Raw genomic sequence first — 21,438 nt, 5'->3', positions numbered from 1 at the left:
GAGTTTGGTATGCAAGTCAGTAACCCCTTCGATGTGGCGCAAGGGCAGTTTTTCCTTCTGCAAAACCCCCAACAGCAGTTTAGCCTTTGGCCGCAGCAGTGCACACTGCCCGCTGGCTGGACGGTGATTTACGATCCGCAACCGCTTGAGGTTTGCAACGCCTGGCTGTCGGCCAACTGGGATACGCTCCTTCCCGAGAATTTTGCTAGCGTAGGAGAGAAAGCATGAGCGCCCGTTTACCGCTGACCGCCGCTCAGCCGGGGATCTGGATGGCCGAAGCCCTCTCAACGCTGCCAAACGCCTGGAGCGTGGCGCACTACGTTGAACTGAAAGGGGATATTGACGGCAACCTGCTGGCACGCGCCATTGCCGCCGGGATGATGCAGGCCGACACGCTGCGCCTGCGTTTTACTGAAGATAACGGCGACGTCTGGCAGTGGGTGGACGAAACTGCAGTAATTCCTGAGCCGTCGATTGTTGACCTGCGCCATCAGGCTGACCCACAGCAGGCTGCGCTCAGCCAAATGCAGGCCGATCTCGCACAAAACAGCCGCGTAGACAGTGGTAACCCGCTGTTCTGCCATCAACTTTTCCAGGTGGGAGATAACCACTGGTTCTGGTATCAGCGCTACCATCACCTGCTGGTTGATGGTTTTAGTTTCCCGGCGATTACCCGTCAGATAAGCCTTATTTATCAGGCCTGGCTGAAAGGTGATGACACGCCAGCGTCAGTATTCACGCCGTTTGCCGACGTGGTCGAGGAGTATCAACGCTATCGTGAGAGCGAAGCCTGTCAGCGCGATAAAGCTTTCTGGGCCGAACAGCGTCAGGCGCTGCCGTCCCCGGCCTCATTGTCGCCCGCACCGTTACCGGGGCGCGCGCAGAGCACGGCAATCTGGCGTTTAAAACTGAGCGCTGACCGCCGGGCATTTTCCCGTCTGAGCGCCGCTGCGCCGCAGTGCCAGCCCGCCGATCTGGCGCTGGCCTTAGCCGCGCTGTGGCTGGGCCGTCTGTGCGGGCGCAGCGAATATGCGGCCGGATTTATCTTTATGCGCCGCATGGGATCTGCCGCGCTGACGGCCACAGGGCCGGTATTAAATGTGCTGCCGCTGGCGGTGACGTTGAACGGTCAGGAGACGCTGGCAGAACTGGCTACGCGCCTTTCAGGGCAACTGAAGAAAATGCGTCGCCATCAGCGCTATGATGCCGAACAAATCGCCCGTGATGCCGGGAAAGCCGCCGGAGACGCGGCGCTATTTGGCCCGGTATTTAACGTTAAAATGTTTGATTATCGCCTCGGTTTCGACGACGTTCATTTCACCACGCACACGCTAGCTACCGGCCCGGTCAACGATCTGGAGCTGGCGCTGTTCCCGGATGAAAACGGGGGATTGTCGCTGGAAATTCTGGCCAATCAGCAGCGTTATGATAAAGCGACGTTACAGCAACATATCGCTCGTCTTTCCGCCCTGTTACAGCAGTTCGCCGATAATCCTGCACTGCGTTGCGCCGACGCTGAACTGCTTTCCGATGATGAGTACCAACGTCTGGCGCAGATTAACGCGACTGAAAAAGCGATCCCACCAGCGACCCTAAGCTCGCTGGTGGCGGCGCAGGCGCTGAAAACGCCGGACGCCGTGGCGCTGGTCGATGCGCAGTATCGCTTTACCTACCGCGAAATGCGCCAGCAGGTGGTTGCGCTGGCTAACGTGCTGCGTCAGCGCGGCGTTAAACCCGGTGACAGCGTCGCCGTGGCGCTCCCTCGTTCGGTATTCCTGACCCTGGCCCTGCACGCGATTGTCGAAGCAGGCGCTGCCTGGCTACCGCTGGATACCGGTTATCCGGACGATCGTTTGCAGATGATGCTGGAGGACGCGCGGCCTTCGCTGCTGATCACCGCCGACGACCAATTGCACCGTTTCGCGAATATTGAAAGTCTGTGTCTGAATGCGCCATTACCGGCGGGCGATGGGTCACCGCTGAATCTGGCAACGCCTGAGCAGACGGCCTACATCATCTTTACCTCGGGCTCGACTGGGCGCCCGAAAGGGGTCATGGTCGGCCATGAGGCTATCGTCAATCGCCTGCTGTGGATGCAGGACCACTATCCGCTGACCGCTGAGGATGTGGTGGCGCAGAAAACGCCGTGCAGCTTTGACGTCTCGGTGTGGGAGTTCTGGTGGCCGTTTATTACCGGCGCAAGCCTGGTGATGGCGCAGCCGGAAGCGCACCGTGACCCGCTGGCGATGCAGCGTTTCTTTGCTGACTACGGCGTCACGACGACCCACTTTGTGCCTTCGATGCTGGCGGCGTTTGTGGCCTCGCTGACGCCGGAAACGGCCGCATGCTGTCGTTCGCTCAAGCAGGTGTTCTGTAGCGGTGAAGCGCTGCCAACCGGGCTGTGCCGCGAGTGGGAACAGTTAACCCACGTACCGCTGCATAACCTGTACGGGCCGACGGAAGCGGCGGTTGATGTGAGCTGGTATCCGGCCTATGGCGAGGCGCTGGCGGCCGTTACCGGCAACAGCGTGCCGATTGGCTTCCCGGTGTGGAACACCGGGCTGCGTATTCTTGATGCGATGATGCGGCCGGTGCCGTTCGGCGTGGCAGGCGATCTGTATCTCACCGGCATTCAGCTAGCGCAAGGCTATCTGGGGCGACCGGATTTGACCGCCAGCCGCTTTATAGCCGATCCGTTCTCCCTTGGTGAGCGCATGTATCGCACTGGCGACGTGGCGCGCTGGCTGGACAACGGGGCAGTGGAGTATTTAGGCCGCAGCGACGATCAGTTGAAGATCCGCGGCCAGCGCATTGAGCTGGGCGAAATTGACCGGGTGATGCAAACGCTGCCGGACGTCGAGCAGGCGGTGACCCATGCCTGCGTGATTAACCAGGCGGCGGCTACCGGCGGCGATGCGCGCCAGCTGGTGGGGTATGTGGTGTCCGCTTCCGGGCTGCCTTTAGAGACGGATTCCCTGCTGGCGCGCCTGCGCGAACAGCTACCGCCGCATATGGTGCCGGTAGTGATCCTGCAATTGAGCACGCTGCCGCTGAGCGCCAACGGTAAGCTCGATCGCAAAGCGTTACCGCTGCCGTCGTTGACGCAAAAAACCGCGGGCCGCGCCGTGCAATCAGCCACGGAAATTCTGGTTGCATCGGCGTTTAGCGAACTGCTGGGCTGTGAAATTAACGATATCGACGCCGATTTCTTCGCTCTTGGCGGCCATTCGCTGCTGGCGATGCGGCTGGCTGCGATGCTGAGCCGCAGTGCGGGGCGTCAGGTCACGCCGGGGCAGGTGATGGTCTCATCAACGGTCGGGAAACTCAGCGCTTTGCTGGATGCCAATGATGATGAACAGGCGCAGCGTCTGGGCTATGAGCCTTTGCTGCCGCTGCGCAGCGGGACGGGGCCAACGTTGTTCTGCTTCCATCCGGCGTCCGGTTTTGCCTGGCAATTTAGCGTGCTATCGCGTTATCTGTCGCCGCGCTGGTCGATTACCGGCATTCAGTCTCCGCGTCCGCAGGGGCCGATGCAAACGGCTTCCACGCTGGACGAGGTTTGCGAACACCACCTAGTGACGCTGCGACGCGAGCAGCCGCGCGGGCCGTATTATCTGTTAGGTTATTCGCTGGGCGGTACGCTGGCACAGGGTATTGCCGCGCGTCTGCGTCAGCAGGGCGAAGAGGTGGCGTTCCTCGGCCTGCTGGATACCTGGCCACCGGAAACGCAAAACTGGGCGGAAAAAGAGGCCAATGGTCTTGATCCGGCTGTATTGGCCGAGATTGATCGCGAACGTGAAGCCTTCCTTGCCGCACAGCAGGGGCAAGCTTCCAGCGAACTGTTTACCGCCATCGAAGGTAACTACGCCGATGCGGTACGTCTGCTCACCACTGCACATAGCGCACAGTTTGACGGTAAGGCGACGCTGTTTGTCGCCGAGAAAACGCGTCAGGCCGATCCGCTGGTGGCCTGGGGACCGTGGGTGGGAGAGCTGGAGGTTTACAGCCAGAATTGTGCGCACGTAGATATCATCACGCCAGCGGCATTTGAAACGATTGGGCCGGTGATCCGCGAGATTCTGGGCTAGGTTCGTTGCTGTGAGCGGGTGAGGGTACCGTGTAGTAACCCTCACCCCAACCCTCTCCCTTAAAAAGGAAGAGGGGGCAGACTGAGCCTGAGCTTAAGCGAGTAGAAACAATTGGCACCGTACGGTTCCCTTTCCCCTTTGGGAGAGGGTGAGGGGGATTCGCAGGTCATAAAATCTCAGCGCCGTCCAAGCGGCACCACCAGAGGCGTATGCGCCACCGGGTCATCGATAATCATGCAGCGCAGCCCGTACACCGCTTCAATAAGCTCCGGGGTGACTATCTCTTTTGGCGCACCTTCCGCCACAATTCTCCCGTCACGCAGGGCAATTAAATGGGTCGCATAGCGGCAGGCCTGATTTAAATCATGCAGCACGGCAGCCAGCGTAAAGCCGCGCTCGCGGTTCAGTTCGCTCAACAGCTCCAGCAGGTCTATCTGATGGCTGATATCCAGCCACGTCGTCGGCTCGTCGAGCAGCATAATCGACGTGTCCTGTGCCAGCACCATCGCAATCCACGCGCGCTGTCGCTGCCCACCGGAGAGTGTGTCCACGCTTTGACTCGCCAGATTGACAATCCCAGTGGCCTGCATAGCGTTCTGAACCGCATCTTCATCTTCCTGACGCCAGCGGCTAAACAACGGTTGGTGCGGGTAACGACCGCGCGCCACCAGTTCCTGCACCGAAATATCGCCCGGCGTGGTGGCGTTTTGCGCCAGCAGGCCAATCCGTCGCGCCACCTCTTTGCTGGCGTAATGCTGGATCTCTTCGCCATCAAGATAGACGTGACCCTGCGTTGGCGTCATCAGGCGGCTGAGTGTACGCAGCAGCGTCGATTTCCCGCAGCCGTTCGGGCCGATAATAGCGGTGAAATGACCATCCGGGATGGTGACGCTCAGCGACTCGGCAATGGTTTTTTTACCGTAGGCGAGGGTTAACTGGTCGCCGCGCAAACGGGCTACATGGTCGGTCATTTTTTGCGAGACTCCTGAATAAGCAACACGATGAGGTAGATACCGCCAAGGCTGACGGTCACAACGCCCACCGGAAGTTGATAAGGCAAGAACAGCTGCTGGGCGCAGAAATCAGCGGCGGCCAGCAAAACTGCGCCGCAGAGCGCGGCCTGAGTTAGCCCCCAGCGGGTGGTGCCGCTAAGACGATGGGCGATGTGCGGTGCAACCAGCGCGATAAATGAAATTGGCCCGGCCAGCGCGGTGGCGGCGGCGGTTAACACCACCGCTATTAGCATCAGCAGCAGGCGGGAATACTCCACGCGAACGCCCAGCGCGCAGGCGCTATCGTCACCCATTTCCAACAAGCGCAGGCGGCGAACCAGCAGCGCCGAACCCATGAGGGCAACGACCATGAGCGGCGCGGCGGGCCAGATTTTTGCCCAGGTTAAGCCGTTGAGCGAGCCGGAAAACCACAGCCCGGCGGATACCGCGGTCTCTAGAGATGCCCGCAGCAGTAGCCAGGTGTTGAACGCCATCAGCATCGCACGGATGCCAATGCCGATAATAATCAGCCGGAAGGTGTCGATGCCGTTGCGCCACGCCAGTGCCCATACCAGCAGCGAGGTGACAATGCCCCCGGCCATCGCGGCCAGCGTAATGGTGGTGAGATTCTGGCCGAAGAAGACCATCGCCACCAGCACGCCGCTCCACGCACCGGTGTTGAAGCCCATCACGTCCGGACTCCCCAGCGGGTTGCGCATCAACGATTGGAAGATGGCCCCGCTGACGCCGAGCGCGGCACCAATCAGCAGCGCCATCATCACGCGCGGCAGACGCCACTCGGTGACCACCATAGCGATTGCGCGCGGCGCATCGCCGAACAGGGCCGCGAACACTTGCGAAAGCTCCAGCGTCACCGCGCCGCTGCGCAGGCTCAATAACGTGAGCAACGTGCAAGCCATGAGCAGCAGCAGGCAACTGGCGATAAGACGACGAGACGGTGATGTCATCGGACACCTCCGTTTGCCTTACGGCGAACAAGGAAAATCAGCACCGGCGCACCGATAAAGGCGCTGACCACCGAAACGCGCAGTTCACCGGGCACCAGCAGGCGGCCAATAATATCGGCGAACAGCAACAACGACGGCGTGGCGAGCAAAGTGACCGGCAGCGACCAGCGGTGGTCTGCGCCGACCAGCCAGCGGGCAATATGCGGCATCATCAGGCCAATAAAGGCGATGGGGCCCACCACCGATGTGGCGCTGGCGCACAAAATCGTTATCACCAGCAGCCCGGTAATTTGCGTGCGAGCCACCTTGCTGCCCAGCGCGGTAGCGGTGTCGGTACCGAGGCTGAGGCTATTGAGCGAGCGGCTCATCATCAGCGCCACGATGCCAGCAACCAGGACCGGCACCAGCACCGTTTTCAGGGTTTGCAGGGTGCGGATATCCAAAGACCCGGCCTGCCAGAAGCGCAGCTGATCGTAAACGTCGGGGTTGAGCAGGGCGATACCGTTGGAGAAGCCTTCCAGCACCGCGGCGAGCGCCACGCCCGCCAGCGTTAAGCGCACCGGGCTGAGCTGACCGCCGCCAGCACTGCCGGTGAAGGCCACAATGAGCGAGGCGACCAATGCGCCGCAAAAGGCCATTGCCAACTGCTCCTGCGGGGATGAAATACCGAGCAGCGCCGCGCCGAGGACGATAGCAAAGCTTGCGCCAGCGTTTACGCCGAGAATGCCCGGGTCGGCAAGGGGGTTACGCGTGAGCGTTTGCATTAATGCGCCGGCAAGGCCCAGAGCGCCGCCGGCGAGCAATCCGGCCAGGGTCCGCGGCAAACGGGCGTCGAGCACGATAATACAATCGGCGCTTTGACAGGTACCGCTGAGGGCATCAACGACGACGGAAATGGGGAGTGGTTTAGCGCCAATTAATAAGCTGAGCGTAACGGCGAGAAACAGCAGTATCAATAAACCGGGCAGCGTGATGGTACGCAGCACGGGGGTGGAAAACGACATGGTGACATCCCTGATGTGATAATGATAGTGATTATCGTTATCTATCTTATTCGTTTATGGTAGCATGAGCGCCCCTGGAAAGGGTATGAAAAAAACACAAGGCCTTGTAATGAACCGACAATCCCGGCTCCTGGATCTGAGCCTGCTCAAAACGCATCCGGCTTTCCGCGCCGTCTTTATCGCCCGTTTTATCTCCATTCTTTCACTGGGCCTGCTCGGCGTTGCCGTGCCGGTTCAAATCCAAATGATGACCCACTCGACCTGGCAGGTTGGCCTGTCGGTGACGCTGACCGGCGGCGCGATGTTTGTTGGCCTGATGGTCGGCGGCGTGCTGGCCGACCGCTACGAGCGCCGCAAGCTGATCCTGCTGGCGCGCGGCACCTGTGGCGTAGGATTTATCGGCCTGTGGCTGAATGCGCTGCTGCCTGAACCCTCGCTGGTGGCTATTTATCTGTTGGGGCTGTGGGACGGCTTCTTCGCCTCGCTGGGCGTGACCGCTCTGCTGGCGGCAACGCCGGCACTGGTGGGGCGCGATAACCTGATGCAGGCCGGGGCGATCACCATGCTCACGGTGCGTCTGGGATCGGTAATTTCGCCGATGGTCGGTGGTCTGCTGCTGGCCTCCGGCGGCGTGTCCTGGAACTATCTGCTGGCGGCGCTTGGCACCTTTATCACTACGTTGACGCTGCTGCGTTTACCGCAGCTGCCGCCGCCACCGCAGCCGCGTGAACACCCGCTGAAATCGCTGGTGGCCGGTTTTCGTTTTCTGCTCGGCAGCCCGCTAATTGGCGGCATTGCGTTACTGGGCGCGCTGGTCACCATGGCCAGCGCTGTGCGCGTGCTCTATCCGGCGCTGGCGCAGGGCTGGGCAATGTCGGCGTCGCAGATCGGCCTGTTGTATGCGGCCATCCCGCTGGGGGCGGCCTTTGGCGCGCTGACCAGCGGGCGGCTGGCGCAAAATGAGCGCCCTGGCTGGATTATGCTGCTGGCAACCGTCGGCGCGTTTGTTGCCGTTGGCCTGTTCGCCGTGATGCCGCATTGGACGCTGGCTATGGTGTGTCTGGCGCTGTTTGGCTGGCTGAGCGCTATCAGTTCGCTGCTGCAATACACCCTGATTCAGACTCAGACGCCCGAGGCGATGTTGGGACGCATTAACGGTCTGTGGACCGCACAGAACGTTACCGGCGATGCTATCGGTGCGGCGCTGCTGGGTGGGCTAGGAGCGATTCTGAGTCCGGTGGCTTCCGCCAGCGTCAGCGGTTGGGGGCTGGCAATTGTCGGTGGGATTTTGCTGTTAGTGCTGGGTGAGCTTCGCCGGTTTAGACGCGAAATACCGGCGTCGACAGAAGCCTGATTACGATGAATTTATCCGGCCTACAGCATGGTGCAGGCCGGATAAGTGCTTAGCCAAACAGTGCCGACAGGCGTTGTAACACGCGGGTGGCGCTGTAGTAATCCAAACGGAAAGTTTCGGTGCCCAGCGCGTAAACGTGCTTATTTTTCACCGCCGGCAGATGGGCCAGCAGCGGGTTGGCGTAAATCGCATCCACGTCTTTCTGGTCACCGGCAAACAGGAACAGGCTTTCGCCGTTCAGGCCGGTCGCCAGATTTTCACCGCCAAGCTGAATGATATCGTGGCGCTTGCCCTGGCTTTGGCTGGCATGCAGGCCGGCCGGAAGGGCCGCTTGGGTGAAACCGAGTTGCTGAAGGAACTGACCCTGAGCGGATTCGCTGGTCCACAGGTTTGCGCTGTGGGCGGCGGCAGTATAGACCAGCGCGCTTACCGGCTGTGGTGGCAGTTTTATCTGTTGTTTAACCGTCGCGAGCTGTTTGTCAAAGGCGGCAATGCGATCGGCAGCCTGTTTCTCCTGGCCTGTCATCTGCCCAAGCTGAGTTAACAGCGCCTGCCAGCTTTTATCGTCATAGTTGACGATGAGCGTTGGGGCGATGGTGGAGAGCTGGTCGTACAGCGCCAGCGCGGAGTCACCGCCGGTTGCGCTAATCAAAATGAGATCCGGCATTTGCGCTGCAACGGCTTCGGCACTTGGCTCACCGATATACAGACGGGCGAGCTTGCGCGCTTTCGCCACATCGCCCCATTGGCGCAGAAAACCCTGGTCATCGGCAACGCGGTTATTTGGCGTGGTCGCGCCGCTGGCGACTACCGGTGCGTCAATGGCCAGCAGCGAACCGGTCAAGGTCACGCTGGTGGAGACGATACGGGTGGGTTTGTGCTCCAGCGTATGGACGCCGTGGCTGTCGGTAATCTGTCGCGGCCAGTCGGCGGCCTGTGCTGAGGATAATCCCAAAACGCTAAAGCCTGCGAGGAGTGCGGCGGTACGCCACAGGGCGGTGAAGTTCACGGACAAGTCCTGGTTGTGGTTGGTTAATGCTTCTCATTTTCAACTATTGTCCCATCCCGATGCAAGCGCTCTGCGCGCGAGGGGGGAGAACAACATCGGGCATACGACGATGCTATTAAGCACAAGATGCTGCTTCGTCCTGTTGACATACGAAGCGTTTACTTTTAGGTTACCGAACCAAAATATAAATGATAATTATTCGTAATATCTTTATCGTTTTTTGGAGGATGATATGGAAACGTCACTGGCCGCGGAAACGCAACAACAGCAGCATCAGGCCACGATTGCGGCCGACAGCTTTTTCTTTATGTCGCCGTTTCGCAGTTTTACTACGTCTGGCTGCTTCACGCGTTTTACCTGCCCGGCGGAAGGGGGCGATTTGCCAGACAGTGCCTTCCAGCAAGGGTTGGCATCGGCGTTTGCCGCCGCAAAAGCCGCCGGTATAGATAATCCGGTGATGGTTGGTGCAATCCCATTCGACACCCGCCTACCGTCCGCGCTATTTATTCCTGAGCGCTGCGAGACGTTTTCGCGAACGGCGAAGCAGAAATCATCCCGCTACAGCGCCTCGCGTGAGCCGATGGCGATGACTGCGCGCCAGGAAATTCCTGAACACCCGGTATTCCTTGATATGGTCGCACAGGCGGCTGCACTCACGGCGACGCCGCAGGTCGATAAAGTGGTGCTTTCGCGACTGATTGATATCACCGCCGAGCAGACGCTGGACAGCGGCGCGCTGCTGGAGCGGCTGGTGGCGCAAAACCCGGCGAGCTTTAACTTCCACGTTCCGTTGCCCGATGGCGGCGTGCTGCTGGGCGCCAGTCCGGAACTGCTGCTGCGTAAAGAGGGCGACCATTACAGTTCGTTGCCTTTGGCGGGTTCCGCTCGTCGCCAGCCGGATGACGTGTTGGATCGTGAAGCGGGAAATCGTCTGCTGGCGTCGGAAAAAGACCGCCACGAACATGAGCTGGTGACGCAGTCGATGAAGCAGACGCTGGCGCCGCGCAGCCTACAGTTAACCCTACCGCAGACACCGCAACTGGTGAACACGCCAACCCTGTGGCACCTCGCGACCCCGATTGAAGGCCAGGCAAAAGCCGAGGAAAACGCGCTGTCGCTGGCTTGCCTGCTGCATCCCACGCCGGCGCTGAGCGGTTTCCCACATCAGGTGGCCAAACAGGTGATTGCCGAGCTGGAACCGTTTGAACGCGACCTGTTTGGCGGCATTGTGGGCTGGTGCGATAGCGAAGGTAACGGCGAATGGGTAGTGACCATCCGCTGCGCGCGCGTGAAGGATAACGGCGTGCGCCTGTTTGCCGGAGCGGGCATTGTCCCTGCTTCATCGCCGGAGTCCGAATGGCGCGAAACCGGCGTCAAACTTTCTACCATGCTGAACGTATTTGGCCTGCACTAGGAGCTTTCCCCCATTATGACCGTGGAATTTACCCGCTGGCCGGACGCGCTCGCGGCACGCTATCGCGAAAAAGGCTATTGGCAGGATCTGCCATTGACGGACATGCTGACCCGCCATGCGGACAGCGACGCGATAGCGGTGATTGATGGCGAACGCCAGATTAGCTACCGCCAGTTGAACCAGTCTGTCGATAACCTTGCCGCCGCGCTGCAGCGTCAGGGGCTTAAGCGTGGGGAAACCGCGCTGGTACAACTGGGCAATATTAGCGAGTTTTATACGACGCTGTTTGCGCTGCTGAACATTGGCGTCGCGCCGGTGAACGCCTTGTTTAGTCATCAGCGTAATGAACTGAACGCGTATGCCGAACAGATTGCCCCGGCGGTGCTGATTGCTGACCGTAGCCATGCGCTGTTTGGTGACGATACGTTCCTGAATACCTTCTGCGAGCAGTTCCGCTCCGTGCGCGTAGTGCTGTTACGTCAGGGAGACGGTGAGCATGCGCTGGAGGCGGCGATGGCGGAGCCGGCGGGTGATTTCACCCCAACGCCGACCGCCGCTGACGAAGTGGCTTTTTTCCAGCTTTCGGGCGGCAGTACCGGAACGCCGAAGCTTATCCCGCGGACCCACAATGATTATTACTACAGCATCCGTCGCAGCAACGAGGTGTGCCATTTTGACGCGCAAACGCGCTATCTGTGCGCTATCCCGTCGGCGCACAACTACGCCATGAGCTCGCCGGGTGCGCTGGGCGTGTTCCTCGCCGAAGGCACCGTGGTGCTGGCGGCGGATCCTAGCCCAACCCTGTGTTTCCCGCTGATAGAAAAACATCAGGTTAACGTCGCCGCGCTGGTGCCTCCGGCGGTAAGCCTGTGGCTACAGGCGATTACCGAGTGGGGGAGCAATGCCCAGCTTCGTTCTCTGACGCTGTTGCAGGTTGGCGGTGCACGCCTGTCGGCAACGCTGGCGGCGCGTATTCCTGCCGAGATTGGCTGTCAGCTGCAGCAGGTGTTTGGTATGGCGGAAGGGCTGGTGAATTACACTCGCCTCGATGACAGTGAAGACAAGATCCTCAACACCCAAGGCTATCCGATGTGTCCGGATGATGAAGTTTGGGTGGCCGATGCAGACGGCAATCCGCTGCCGCGTGGCGAAGTGGGACGTCTGATGACGCGTGGTCCATACACCTTCCGCGGCTATTACAAAAGCCCACAGCACAATGCCAGTGCGTTTGACGCCGACGGCTTTTACTGCTCCGGCGATCTTATCTCCATTGACGAAGACGGTTACATCACCGTCGAAGGACGCGAGAAAGATCAGATTAACCGCGGCGGTGAGAAGATTGCTGCGGAAGAGATTGAAAACCTGCTGCTGCGCCATGAGTCGGTGGTTTACGCGGCGCTGGTCAGTATGGAAGACACGCTGTTGGGCGAGAAGAGCTGTGCTTACCTGGTGGTGAAAGAACCGCTGCGCGCAGTCCAGGTGCGTCGTTTCCTGCGCGAGCAGGGCGTGGCCGAATTTAAACTGCCGGACAGAGTGGAGTGTGTGGATGAACTGCCGCTGACCCACGTCGGTAAAGTCGATAAAAAACAATTACGTCAGTGGCTGGCCAGCCGCTCGCAGGGCTGAAGGAGAAAACAATATGGCGATTCCTAAACTACAGGGCTACGCGCTGCCGACCGCGCTGGATCTTCCTGAAAACAAGGTTGACTGGGCGTTCGAACCGGCGCGCGCGGCGCTGCTGATTCACGATATGCAGGAGTATTTCCTCAATTTCTGGGGTGACGATAGCGAGATGATGGACACGGTGGTGGCCAACATCGCCGCGCTGCGTGATTTCTGCAAAAAGAATGGTATTCCGGTGTATTACACCGCGCAGCCAAAAGAGCAGAGCGATGAGGATCGGGCGCTGCTGAATGATATGTGGGGGCCGGGTTTGACCCGTTCGCCTGAACAGCAGCGGGTGATTGCTGCGCTGGCTCCGGACGAAGCCGACACCGTGCTGGTGAAATGGCGCTATAGCGCGTTTCACCGCTCGCCGCTGGAGCAGATGCTGAAAGAGAGCGGCCGCAACCAGCTGATCATCACCGGTGTCTACGCGCATATTGGCTGCATGACAACCGCCACCGATGCTTTTATGCGTGATATTAAACCGTTCTTCGTTGCCGACGCGCTGGCGGACTTCAGCCGCGATGAGCATCTGATGTCACTGAAGTACGTAGCGGGGCGTAGCGGTCGCGTGGTGATGACGGACGAACTGCTGCCGTCTATCCCGGCCAGCAAAGAAGCGCTGCGTGCGCTGGTGCTGCCGCTGTTGGACGAATCCGACGAGCCGTTCGATGACGATAACCTGATTGATTACGGCCTTGATTCGGTGCGCATGATGGCGCTGGCCGCTCGTTGGCGCAAAGCGCATGGCGATATCGACTTCGTGATGCTAGCGAAAAACCCGAGCATTGATGCCTGGTGGGCGTTGCTTTCTCGTGAGGTGAAATAATGGCTGGGCTGGATTTTAACGGCCAGACGGTGTGGGTCACCGGTGCCGGAAAAGGCATCGGGCACGCTACCGCGCTGGCATTTGTTGAAGCCGGCGCCACGGTTACCGGTTTCGACCTCGCGTTTGACGGTGAGGATTATCCGTTTGCCACTGAAGTGCTGGATGTGGCGGATGCGCAGCATGTCGCGCAGGTGTGCGAACGCGTGCTGGCGAAAACCGAGCGGCTTGACGTACTGGTTAATGCCGCCGGGATCCTGCGCATGGGGGCCACGGATACGCTGAGCCTTGCCGATTGGCAGCAGACCTTTGCGGTGAACGTGGGCGGCGCATTTAACCTGTTTCAGCAGACGATGTCGCAGTTCCGCCGCCAGCAGGGCGGGGCGATTGTGACCGTCGCCTCTGACGCCGCGCACACGCCGCGCATGGGCATGAGCGCCTACGGCGCATCGAAAGCGGCGTTGAAAAGCCTGGCGCTGACCGTCGGTCTTGAGCTGGCAGGGGCAGGGGTACGGTGTAATATCGTCTCGCCGGGCTCCACTGACACCGATATGCAGCGCGTGCTGTGGGTGAGCGATGATGCCGAACAGCAGCGAATTCGCGGTTTTGCCGAGCAGTTTAAGCTGGGTATTCCGCTGGGTAAAATTGCCCGGCCGCACGAGATCGCGAATACCATTTTGTTCCTCGCGTCGAGCAGCGCTAGCCATATCACGCTACAGGATATCGTGGTGGACGGTGGTTCAACGTTGGGGGCTTGAGATGATCTGGAAACGTCATTTAACGCTCGACGAGCTGAATGCCACCAGCGATAACACCATGGTGGCGCATCTGGGGATTGTCTATACCCATATCGGCGACGATAGTCTGGAAGCGGTCATGCCGGTTGATAGCCGCACGCATCAGCCGTTTGGCCTGCTGCACGGCGGTGCCTCAGCGGCGCTGGCGGAGACGCTAGGGTCGATGGCGGGTTTTCTGATGACCCGCGACGGCCAGTGCGTGGTAGGGACCGAGCTCAATGCGTCGCACCACCGTCCGGTATCGCAGGGGCAGGTGCGCGCGGTGTGTCAGCCGCTGCATCTTGGCCGCCAAAGCCAGAGCTGGGAAATTGTGGTATTTGATGAGCAGGGCCGACGCTGCTGTACCTGCCGATTAGGGACTGCCGTATTGGGCTAAACCGTAAATTGATGGGACGGATGGGCGAGGCCAAATACGCACTACGCCATCCGTCCTGTCCTGCAATTCATTCCTATCACGATCAGTTCACCCTTCTTCCCGTGATAATTCAGCCATTTTCCGCCGTTAAGTGATCCCGTTAACAATGTGATGTAAATGTCAGGTTCTCTTCCTGTTCATATCAGTTTCAAGGATGTTAAATCAGAGGTGTTGCTATGGACACAAAATGTAACATCCTCTGCTACTGATACGGACAATAACTATGAACAATTCAGGGAAATACCTTATATGGGCATTGCTCTCCATTGTTGGAGCCTTTGCCCTTGGTTATATCGCGCTTAATCGCGGTGAACAGATCAACGCGCTGTGGATCGTCGTGGCGGCGGTCTGCGTTTACCTCATCGCCTACCGTTTTTACGGTCTCTACATTGCGAAAAACGTACTTCAGGTTGACCCAACGCGTATGACGCCAGCCGTGCGTCATAACGATGGTCTCGACTATGTACCAACGGACAAAAAGGTGCTGTTTGGCCACCATTTCGCGGCGATTGCCGGGGCAGGCCCGCTGGTGGGGCCGGTGCTGGCGGCACAGATGGGCTATCTGCCGGGTATGATCTGGCTGCTGGCCGGGGTTGTGTTGGCAGGGGCGGTGCAGGACTTTATGGTGCTGTTTGTCTCTACCCGCCGCGACGGCCGCTCGTTGGGTGAGCTGGTCAAAGAGGAAATGGGGCCGACGGCTGGCGTGATTGCGCTGATTGCTACCTTTATGATTATGGTGATCATTCTGGCAGTACTGGCGATGATCGTGGTGAAAGCGCTGACCCACAGTCCGTGGGGCACCTACACCGTGGCCTTTACCATTCCACTGGCGCTGTTTATGGGGATCTATATCCGCTATCTGCGTCCTGGACGTATCGGCGAGGTGTCGGTGATTGGTCTGGTGCTGCTGGTGTTTGCCATCATTTCCGGCGGCTGGGTGGCAGCGAGCGAAACCTGGGCTCCGTGGTTTGACTATACCGGCGTACAGTTGACCTGGATGCTGGTGGGCTATGGCTTTGTGGCCTCGGTTCTGCCGGTGTGGCTGCTGCTGGCTCCGCGCGACTATCTCTCTACCTTCCTGAAAATCGGGACTATCGTCGGGTTGGCGATTGGTATTTTGATTATGCGCCCAACCCTTACCATGCCGGCGTTGACCAAGTTTATCGATGGTACTGGCCCGGTGTGGACCGGCGATCTGTTCCCGTTCCTGTTCATCACCATTGCCTGCGGGGCGGTGTCAGGCTTCCACGCCCTGATTTCATCCGGCACCACGCCGAAGATGCTGGCGAACGAAGGCCAGGCCTGCTTTATCGGCTACGGCGGCATGCTGATGGAATCATTCGTCGCCATTATGGCGCTGGTTTCCGCCTGTATTATCGATCCGGGCGTTTACTTTGCGATGAACAGCCCAATGGCAATGCTGGCGCCTGCGGGTACCGTTGATGTCGTCGCTTCGGCGGCGCAGGTGGTCAGTAGCTGGGGCTTTGCGGTTACGCCTGACCTGCTGCATCAAATTGCTAACGAAGTGGGCGAGCAGTCGATTATTTCACGTGCGGGCGGTGCGCCGACGCTGGCGGTGGGGATGGCTTACATCCTCCACGGTGCGCTGGGTGGCCTGATGGATGTGTCGTTCTGGTATCACTTCGCTATTTTGTTTGAAGCGCTGTTTATTCTGACCGCGGTGGACGCCGGCACCCGTGCGGCACGCTTTATGCTGCAGGATCTGCTGGGCGTTATCAGCCCGGGGCTTAAGCGTACCGACTCTCTGCCGGCGAACCTGCTGGCGACGGCGCTGTGCGTGCTGGCCTGGGGCTACTTCCTGCATCAAGGGGTGGTTGACCCGCTGGGCGGCATTAATACCCTGTGGCCGCTGTTCGGTATTGCGAACCAGATGCTGGCAGGCATGGCGCTGATGCTCTGTGCGGTGGTACTGTTCAAGATGAAACGTCAGCGCTATGCGTGGGTGGCCCTGGTGCCAACGGCATGGCTGCTGATCTGTACGCTGGTGGCGGGCTGGCAGAAATCGTTCAGCGCCGATACCAAAGTGGGCTTCCTGGCGATTGCCAATAAGTTCCAGGCGATGATCGACAGCGGTAACATTCCTCCGCAGTACACGGAATCACAGCTGTCGCAGTTGGTATTCAACAACCGCCTCGATGCGGGCCTCACGATATTCTTTATGGTCGTGGTGGTGGTACTGGCCGTGTTCTCTATCAAGACTGCGCTGGCGGCGTTGAAAGAAGACAAACCGACGGCGAAAGAGACCCCGTATGAGCCAATGCCGGCTGATGCGGAGAATCTGGTTGCTGCGGCGAAGCGTGCCCATTAATGACATCCGTAACCCGGCCTCATGATGTGAGGTCGGGTTGATGCTAAAAGGAAAACAAGATGTTTGATACCCTTTCGAAAGCCGGCAAATACCTTGGTCAGGCAGCAAAAATGATGATTGGCGTGCCGGACTACGACAACTATGTCGAACATATGCGTATCAATCATCCCGACCAGACGCCGATGACCTACGAAGCGTTTTTCCGCGACCGTCAGGATGCACGATACGGCGGCAAAGGCGGCGCCAAATGCTGCTGATCGCTTTAGACATCTAAACGTCTTGATTGCCAAGTCCGTTCACCGTGTTATATTGCTGTTAACACTGGTTCTTCGAGCGGCAGATAACTCATGACAACAAAGCAACTCATCCCTCAAAGCAAACTTCCCAATCTCGGTACGACGATTTTTACCCAGATGAGCGCGCTGGCGCAAAAGCACCAGGCCATTAACCTTTCCCAGGGATTTCCGGATTTTGACGGCCCGAGTTATCTTCAGTCGCGGTTGGCGCACCACGTTGCCAGCGGCGCAAACCAGTATGCACCGATGACCGGGGCGCTGGCGCTGCGTGAGGCTATTGCCGAGAAAACCGCCGCGCTGTATGGCCACACGCCGGACGTGAATAGCGACATTACGGTAACTGCGGGTGCAACCGAAGCACTGTATGCGGTAATCACTGCGCTGGTTCGAGAAGGTGATGAGGTTATCTGTTTTGACCCGAGCTACGACAGCTATGCCCCGGCGGTAGAACTTTCCGGCGGCATCGTGAAGCGTATTGCGCTGCAGCCCCCGCATTTTCGCGTCGATTGGCAGCAGTTTACCGCGCAGCTAAGTGAGAAAACCCGATTGGTTATTCTCAACACCCCGCATAATCCGTCGGCGACGGTGTGGCAGTCTGCGGATTTTGACGCACTCTGGCAGGCGATTGCCGAGCGGGAAATCTACGTGCTGAGCGATGAAGTGTATGAGCATATCTGCTTTGCCGACGCGGGCCACGCCAGCGTGCTAGCGCATCCGGCGCTTCGCGAACGGGCGGTGGCGGTGTCGTCGTTTGGTAAAACCTATCATATGACCGGCTGGAAAGTGGGTTACTGCGTTGCGCCTGCGGCGATTAGCGCCGAACTTCGCAAGGTACACCAGTATCTAACCTTTGCCGTTAACACGCCGGCACAACTGGCGCTTGCGGATATGCTGCGCGCCGAACCCGAACATTATCGGCAACTGCCGGATTTTTACCGCGCGCGGCGCGACCTGTTTATTGACGCCTTGAGCCAGAGCCGATTGAAGCTGCTGCCCTGCGAAGGCACTTACTTCCTGCTTGCCGACTACAGCGAAATTTCTTCTCTGGATGATGTGAGCTTCTGCCAGTGGCTAACCACAGAAGTAGGCGTGGCGGCGATACCGCTATCGGTATTCTGTGCAGATCCATTCCCGCATAAGCTGATTCGCCTGTGTTTTGCCAAACAGGAATCAACCTTGCTGGCCGCCGCCGAGCGCCTGTGTCGTCTCTAACTATTTGACCGTCCAGGCCTGTGAGAACTGGCGATTGCCAAACATTTCGCACAGGCCGTTAATCTGCTTCAACCGCAGCACTTCGTCTGCGTCCATCCCCAGTTCTTTCGCCATTTTTTCATCGCTCCAGCCGAGCTGGCTGAGTTCGCGCACAATTTCAGACATGGCGCTTATCTGGTGGCGGCCGCGGGCACGGTTGTGACGAATGGTCGCAGCCATTCTTGTCGATAGCGAGTGGTCGTTTTGTTCGAGTTGAGCGACCGGTACATAGCCGTGAAAGCGCTTTTTCAACGCAGCCTTTGACTGCGACAGCAGGTGTCGATGAAATCCATCAACAATTTCAAAGCGCTTATCCTTTTGCTCGAACACCACAATGGGCTGGGTAAAACCATCGTTTTCCAGCGATTTTGTCAGCAGCCTTTTTTCCTGCGGCGCCATGTTGTTGGGGTTGTAGCTGTTAGGGAAAACCTGTTCCTCTTTGACCCACAGCACGCAGTCAACGGGCTGATCCTTGAACGGGCTTTCTTCATGCAGCGCCTGGCGAAACTCGTTCAGGGCGTCGATTTTTTCCTCAAGGGTGAGGGGTTGTAGGTAGAGATGCATCTGCTCTATAAGTCGTTGTCGCATAAAAGTCCCCATTGTTGACGTTTTTGTTCCATGCGCGTGCGATAGCGTTGGTAGTGGCTGGCTTTCGTCGGGCTAAAGGACAGCATCCGGCACCAGTAATCATTACTTAACAGCACCTTACATATCCTTCGCCAGGACGGTATATCTTTTGAGCCTAGGTCCTTTTCCTGGCTTTCCGGAATATTTTCCCAGCCCTGTTTTTGGTACCAGTGGAGATAGACGGCAATTTTGTTGCGGTAGTGGTTGGCCGTGCTCTCCGGCATACTTTGCAGCAAGAAATTGGCATAGCTTTGCCAGCTGTAGTTTTGCGGTTTGTCGATTTTACGATGCCCGTAGAACTGATTATCCTGGCCGGCATAGATTCCACCGCTGTGTACGCCGCTAACTCGCTGACACATATCCGCCCAGCGTTCCGGCTCCAGTACGTGATAAAGCCATAGCCCCTGGCGCTGTTCGGGGCCAAATGGTTCGCAGATGCGCATATAGCGCAGCGGTACGCCAGCCTGAAACATCAGGTCGTAGAGCGGGTTGTAGGGCTGTTTGCTTTTGGCAAACCAGGTCCAGATATCGGCGGTTTTCCAATCGTAAATAGGATAGACGTACCAGGCGTGATTTCCCGGGGCAACGGTTGTCCAGGGTTTATCATCGGCAAAACGGCGTTTGCGCTGGGAAGCAATGGTTAGAAAGCGGTTATAGGATTCGTCGGCGCGGATACCGACCATGACCGCGGCCGGACGCTGACCGGAAAACCAGTCGGCAAACTTCTGCACGAACAGTTCGAAGGTGATGCCCGGTTGATAAAAGGGAAAGAAGCCAGGATCGGTGATGGCGTAATCCGGCGGCTGTCGTACCCATTTTATCCCCGGCTCCCAGCATTGCCATTCAGGCGTAAATTGGGTCAGTGAGTTTTGCGTTGTCAGCGGCAATGCAACCCAGTAAAAGTCCTCAATAACATCTTCATACAGCGCGCGTAATTTTTCGCAGTGGCTGATGGTGAAAGTAAATTGGGCTTCCCAGTCAATAAACAGTACGCAGATTTTTTTGCCTCGCGCACGCGCCATCTGTGCGGTTAAATGCAGCATGACGGTCGAATCTTTACCGCCGGAAAATGAAACGCAAGTACGGGAGAAATTATCCAGCGTCCAGGCAATACGGTCGTACGTCGCGTCCAGTACCGACTGGGATAACGGGATTTTGACCATGGACATACGTAGATCATCCTTGTTGATGAGTGAGTCGAATCGAGTCTTTACCCTAAGATAATATGATTATTCTCTATGAGCATGAATAATCATATTTCAGAATATTTTTTTAATTGTTATGAACTTTTAATTCTCACCAGATGGGCCTGGTATTAACTTTTCAATTATTCTTGTGAATAATTCAGAGTTAAGTGATGCACGGTTATAGAGGGTGTAAATGCTTATTTCGGGTAGCGGTGTGGAAAGTACAACCTCTTTTAATCGAAGAGAGTCTTTCAACATAGTGAAATAGGAATAGGGCATTAGGCCAATTAAATCAGTTTTGTGAATAGCATTTATAATCGAGATAAATGAGGATGAGCGAAATGCAAATTTACGCTCTGCCCAGCGCGTATCAGTGTCGTATTGATATTGTTTTATCCATGGATCCTGCACATCATAATGGGTGAACCTTTCCTTCAGTACTTGTTCTAGCGTAGCGAAACTCCCGAGCCGAGGATGATCTTCCCGACAGACGAGTATCACTTTGACATCAAGAAACTTTTCGCAGACCAAAGATCGGTTGTGTATAGCGGTGGTGGTGAAGATGATATCCGCTTTGCGGTAGTGAAGCAGGTTTTCTCCGCTATCGCTGGTCGTCGCAAAGTCGTGATATTCAATTTGCAGATCCGGTTCGGCCAATAGTGCATTCATAAAGTCGGCGAGTCGGGGAGTAAAATTGAGCTCGGGGCCGTAGATCACAAACTTTTTTTCCAGCTCAACGCTACCCATCATGTTAATCGTCTGTTCCAATTGATTAAGATTTTTGGATAGATGCTGATGAAGATTCGTGGCAACGGTCGTTGGGGTTATTCCCTTTCCGGAACGAACAAAAAGAGGATCGTTAAGCTGTGTGCGTAGGCGCTGCAGGGATTGGCTAACGGCCGAGGGAGTAATAAACAGCATCTCTGCTGCCTTACTGATACTAAGATGCTGGTAAATACATTCGAAAATAACTAATAAATTAAGATCGAATCGCTTCAGGTCATAAAGGTTTGCCATAAACTATCCTTATAAATCTCAGGGGTGTATTCAATTCCCTTATCAATACAATCCGTGTATTCGTAAAACTTAAAAACATCTGAAACCTTGCTAAATATATCAGAACTTGCGTGGTTAGCTACCGTTAAATAAAGATGAATTCACATTTGGTATTTTTATATCATGTGTTTTTTTAATTAATAATACGCATTATTAACTC

General features: G+C 57.4%; 18 protein-coding genes. 11 read left to right on the top strand and 7 right to left on the bottom strand.

Translation table 11 applies throughout. The features are described 5' to 3' along the window. Positions 1-9: 9 nt before the first annotated feature. Both KCR01S_RS07980 and entF read left to right on the top strand, forming a co-directional pair. Positions 10-228, top strand: a complete 219-nt coding sequence (locus tag KCR01S_RS07980) for an MbtH family protein (protein WP_061281891.1) — start codon at positions 10-12, stop codon at positions 226-228. Continuing rightward, a complete protein-coding gene (entF, locus tag KCR01S_RS07975; RefSeq protein ID WP_061281889.1) occupies positions 225-4,088 on the top strand; it encodes an enterobactin non-ribosomal peptide synthetase EntF in 3,864 nt (1,287 codons plus the stop codon). The genes KCR01S_RS07980 and entF overlap by 4 nt, the downstream gene beginning before the upstream one ends. A gap of 176 nt (positions 4,089-4,264) precedes the next feature. Here entF and fepC read toward each other — a convergent pair whose 3' ends face one another. Genes fepC through fepD form a run of 3 tightly spaced genes read right to left on the bottom strand, consistent with a single transcriptional unit; the run spans position 4,265 to position 7,052 of the window. Then, positions 4,265-5,059 carry an iron-enterobactin ABC transporter ATP-binding protein gene (fepC, locus tag KCR01S_RS07970; protein WP_061281887.1) on the bottom strand — a complete coding sequence of 265 codons (795 nt, stop codon included), beginning with the start codon at positions 5,057-5,059 and terminating at the stop codon, positions 4,265-4,267. Beyond that, positions 5,056-6,048: an iron-enterobactin ABC transporter permease gene (fepG, locus tag KCR01S_RS07965; RefSeq protein ID WP_061281884.1), complete on the bottom strand. Its 993-nt coding sequence runs from the start codon at positions 6,046-6,048 to the stop codon at positions 5,056-5,058. Before fepG ends, fepC begins: the two co-directional genes overlap by 4 nt. Continuing rightward, positions 6,045-7,052: a Fe(3+)-siderophore ABC transporter permease gene (fepD, locus tag KCR01S_RS07960; RefSeq protein ID WP_061281881.1), complete on the bottom strand. Its 1,008-nt coding sequence runs from the start codon at positions 7,050-7,052 to the stop codon at positions 6,045-6,047. Before fepD ends, fepG begins: the two co-directional genes overlap by 4 nt. 109 nt (positions 7,053-7,161) lie before the next feature. Between fepD and entS the strand changes: the two genes are divergently transcribed. Further along, positions 7,162-8,406 (top strand): enterobactin transporter EntS, encoded by a 1,245-nt coding sequence (gene entS / locus KCR01S_RS07955; protein WP_061282162.1) that lies wholly within the window; start codon positions 7,162-7,164, stop codon positions 8,404-8,406. A gap of 49 nt (positions 8,407-8,455) precedes the next feature. On the opposite strand, the gene fepB is transcribed toward entS, so the two are convergent. Further along, a complete protein-coding gene (gene fepB, locus KCR01S_RS07950; RefSeq protein WP_061281879.1) occupies positions 8,456-9,415 on the bottom strand; it encodes a Fe2+-enterobactin ABC transporter substrate-binding protein in 960 nt (319 codons plus the stop codon). A gap of 232 nt (positions 9,416-9,647) precedes the next feature. Here fepB and entC point away from each other — a divergent pair, with 232 nt between their 5' ends. The 8 genes from entC to KCR01S_RS07910 all read left to right on the top strand — a co-directional run bounded on the left by entC (position 9,648) and on the right by KCR01S_RS07910 (position 18,369). Next, on the top strand, positions 9,648-10,829 hold the full coding sequence (gene entC, locus KCR01S_RS07945) for an isochorismate synthase EntC (RefSeq protein WP_061281877.1): 1,182 nt from the start codon (positions 9,648-9,650) through the stop codon (positions 10,827-10,829). A 15-nt stretch (positions 10,830-10,844) separates the two neighbouring features. Then, positions 10,845-12,455, top strand: a complete 1,611-nt coding sequence (entE, locus tag KCR01S_RS07940; RefSeq protein ID WP_061281876.1) for a (2,3-dihydroxybenzoyl)adenylate synthase EntE — start codon at positions 10,845-10,847, stop codon at positions 12,453-12,455. A gap of 13 nt (positions 12,456-12,468) precedes the next feature. Next, positions 12,469-13,323 carry an isochorismatase gene (locus tag KCR01S_RS07935; RefSeq protein ID WP_061281874.1) on the top strand — a complete coding sequence of 285 codons (855 nt, stop codon included), beginning with the start codon at positions 12,469-12,471 and terminating at the stop codon, positions 13,321-13,323. Continuing rightward, a complete protein-coding gene (gene entA, locus KCR01S_RS07930) occupies positions 13,323-14,078 on the top strand; it encodes a 2,3-dihydro-2,3-dihydroxybenzoate dehydrogenase EntA (RefSeq protein ID WP_061281872.1) in 756 nt (251 codons plus the stop codon). The genes KCR01S_RS07935 and entA overlap by 1 nt, the downstream gene beginning before the upstream one ends. 1 nt (position 14,079) lies before the next feature. Further along, positions 14,080-14,493: a proofreading thioesterase EntH gene (gene entH / locus KCR01S_RS07925; RefSeq protein ID WP_061281870.1), complete on the top strand. Its 414-nt coding sequence runs from the start codon at positions 14,080-14,082 to the stop codon at positions 14,491-14,493. Positions 14,494-14,755: 262 nt separating this feature from the next. After that, on the top strand, positions 14,756-16,861 hold the full coding sequence (gene cstA / locus KCR01S_RS07920) for a pyruvate/proton symporter CstA (RefSeq protein ID WP_061281868.1): 2,106 nt from the start codon (positions 14,756-14,758) through the stop codon (positions 16,859-16,861). A 59-nt stretch (positions 16,862-16,920) separates the two neighbouring features. Further along, positions 16,921-17,118, top strand: a complete 198-nt coding sequence (locus tag KCR01S_RS07915; protein WP_052284779.1) for a YbdD/YjiX family protein — start codon at positions 16,921-16,923, stop codon at positions 17,116-17,118. A 90-nt stretch (positions 17,119-17,208) separates the two neighbouring features. Then, the gene (locus KCR01S_RS07910) at positions 17,209-18,369 is read left to right on the top strand and encodes a pyridoxal phosphate-dependent aminotransferase (RefSeq protein WP_061281866.1); all 1,161 of its coding nucleotides are present in this window, start codon (positions 17,209-17,211) and stop codon (positions 18,367-18,369) included. Here KCR01S_RS07910 and KCR01S_RS07905 read toward each other — a convergent pair whose 3' ends face one another. The 3 genes from KCR01S_RS07905 to citR form a co-directional block, all read right to left on the bottom strand. Then, positions 18,370-18,996, bottom strand: coding sequence for an IbrB-like domain-containing protein (locus KCR01S_RS07905; RefSeq protein WP_061281864.1), 627 nt, complete (start codon positions 18,994-18,996; stop codon positions 18,370-18,372). Continuing rightward, entirely contained in the window at positions 18,978-20,204 is a 1,227-nt protein-coding gene (locus KCR01S_RS07900; protein WP_061281862.1) for a phosphoadenosine phosphosulfate reductase, read from the bottom strand. Before KCR01S_RS07900 ends, KCR01S_RS07905 begins: the two co-directional genes overlap by 19 nt. A gap of 120 nt (positions 20,205-20,324) precedes the next feature. Further along, a complete protein-coding gene (gene citR, locus KCR01S_RS07895) occupies positions 20,325-21,239 on the bottom strand; it encodes a DNA-binding transcriptional repressor CitR (protein WP_061281860.1) in 915 nt (304 codons plus the stop codon). Between the last annotated feature and the right edge of the window lie 199 nt (positions 21,240-21,438).

Origin of the sequence: Kluyvera cryocrescens NBRC 102467 (assembly GCF_001571285.1) — a bacterium.
Lineage (GTDB): Bacteria > Pseudomonadota > Gammaproteobacteria > Enterobacterales > Enterobacteriaceae > Kluyvera > Kluyvera cryocrescens.
This window is presented reverse-complemented; position numbering and strand designations above follow the sequence as displayed.

What these genes read in the sequence shown, in the direction of transcription:
- KCR01S_RS07980 (WP_061281891.1), top strand. Translation starts at nt 10, where the DNA reads ATGCAAGTCAGTAACCCCTTCGATGTGGCGCAAGGGCAGTTTTTCCTT.
- entE (WP_061281876.1), top strand. Translation starts at nt 10,845, where the DNA reads ATGACCGTGGAATTTACCCGCTGGCCGGACGCGCTCGCGGCACGCTAT.
- entH (WP_061281870.1), top strand. Translation starts at nt 14,080, where the DNA reads ATGATCTGGAAACGTCATTTAACGCTCGACGAGCTGAATGCCACCAGC.
- KCR01S_RS07935 (WP_061281874.1), top strand. Translation starts at nt 12,469, where the DNA reads ATGGCGATTCCTAAACTACAGGGCTACGCGCTGCCGACCGCGCTGGAT.
- fepD (WP_061281881.1), bottom strand. Translation starts at nt 7,052, where the DNA reads ATGTCGTTTTCCACCCCCGTGCTGCGTACCATCACGCTGCCCGGTTTA.
- fepG (WP_061281884.1), bottom strand. Translation starts at nt 6,048, where the DNA reads ATGACATCACCGTCTCGTCGTCTTATCGCCAGTTGCCTGCTGCTGCTC.
- entC (WP_061281877.1), top strand. Translation starts at nt 9,648, where the DNA reads ATGGAAACGTCACTGGCCGCGGAAACGCAACAACAGCAGCATCAGGCC.
- KCR01S_RS07915 (WP_052284779.1), top strand. Translation starts at nt 16,921, where the DNA reads ATGTTTGATACCCTTTCGAAAGCCGGCAAATACCTTGGTCAGGCAGCA.
- KCR01S_RS07900 (WP_061281862.1), bottom strand. Translation starts at nt 20,204, where the DNA reads ATGTCCATGGTCAAAATCCCGTTATCCCAGTCGGTACTGGACGCGACG.
- fepC (WP_061281887.1), bottom strand. Translation starts at nt 5,059, where the DNA reads ATGACCGACCATGTAGCCCGTTTGCGCGGCGACCAGTTAACCCTCGCC.
- KCR01S_RS07910 (WP_061281866.1), top strand. Translation starts at nt 17,209, where the DNA reads ATGACAACAAAGCAACTCATCCCTCAAAGCAAACTTCCCAATCTCGGT.
- entF (WP_061281889.1), top strand. Translation starts at nt 225, where the DNA reads ATGAGCGCCCGTTTACCGCTGACCGCCGCTCAGCCGGGGATCTGGATG.
- cstA (WP_061281868.1), top strand. Translation starts at nt 14,756, where the DNA reads ATGAACAATTCAGGGAAATACCTTATATGGGCATTGCTCTCCATTGTT.
- KCR01S_RS07905 (WP_061281864.1), bottom strand. Translation starts at nt 18,996, where the DNA reads ATGCGACAACGACTTATAGAGCAGATGCATCTCTACCTACAACCCCTC.
- entS (WP_061282162.1), top strand. Translation starts at nt 7,162, where the DNA reads ATGAACCGACAATCCCGGCTCCTGGATCTGAGCCTGCTCAAAACGCAT.
- entA (WP_061281872.1), top strand. Translation starts at nt 13,323, where the DNA reads ATGGCTGGGCTGGATTTTAACGGCCAGACGGTGTGGGTCACCGGTGCC.
- citR (WP_061281860.1), bottom strand. Translation starts at nt 21,239, where the DNA reads ATGGCAAACCTTTATGACCTGAAGCGATTCGATCTTAATTTATTAGTT.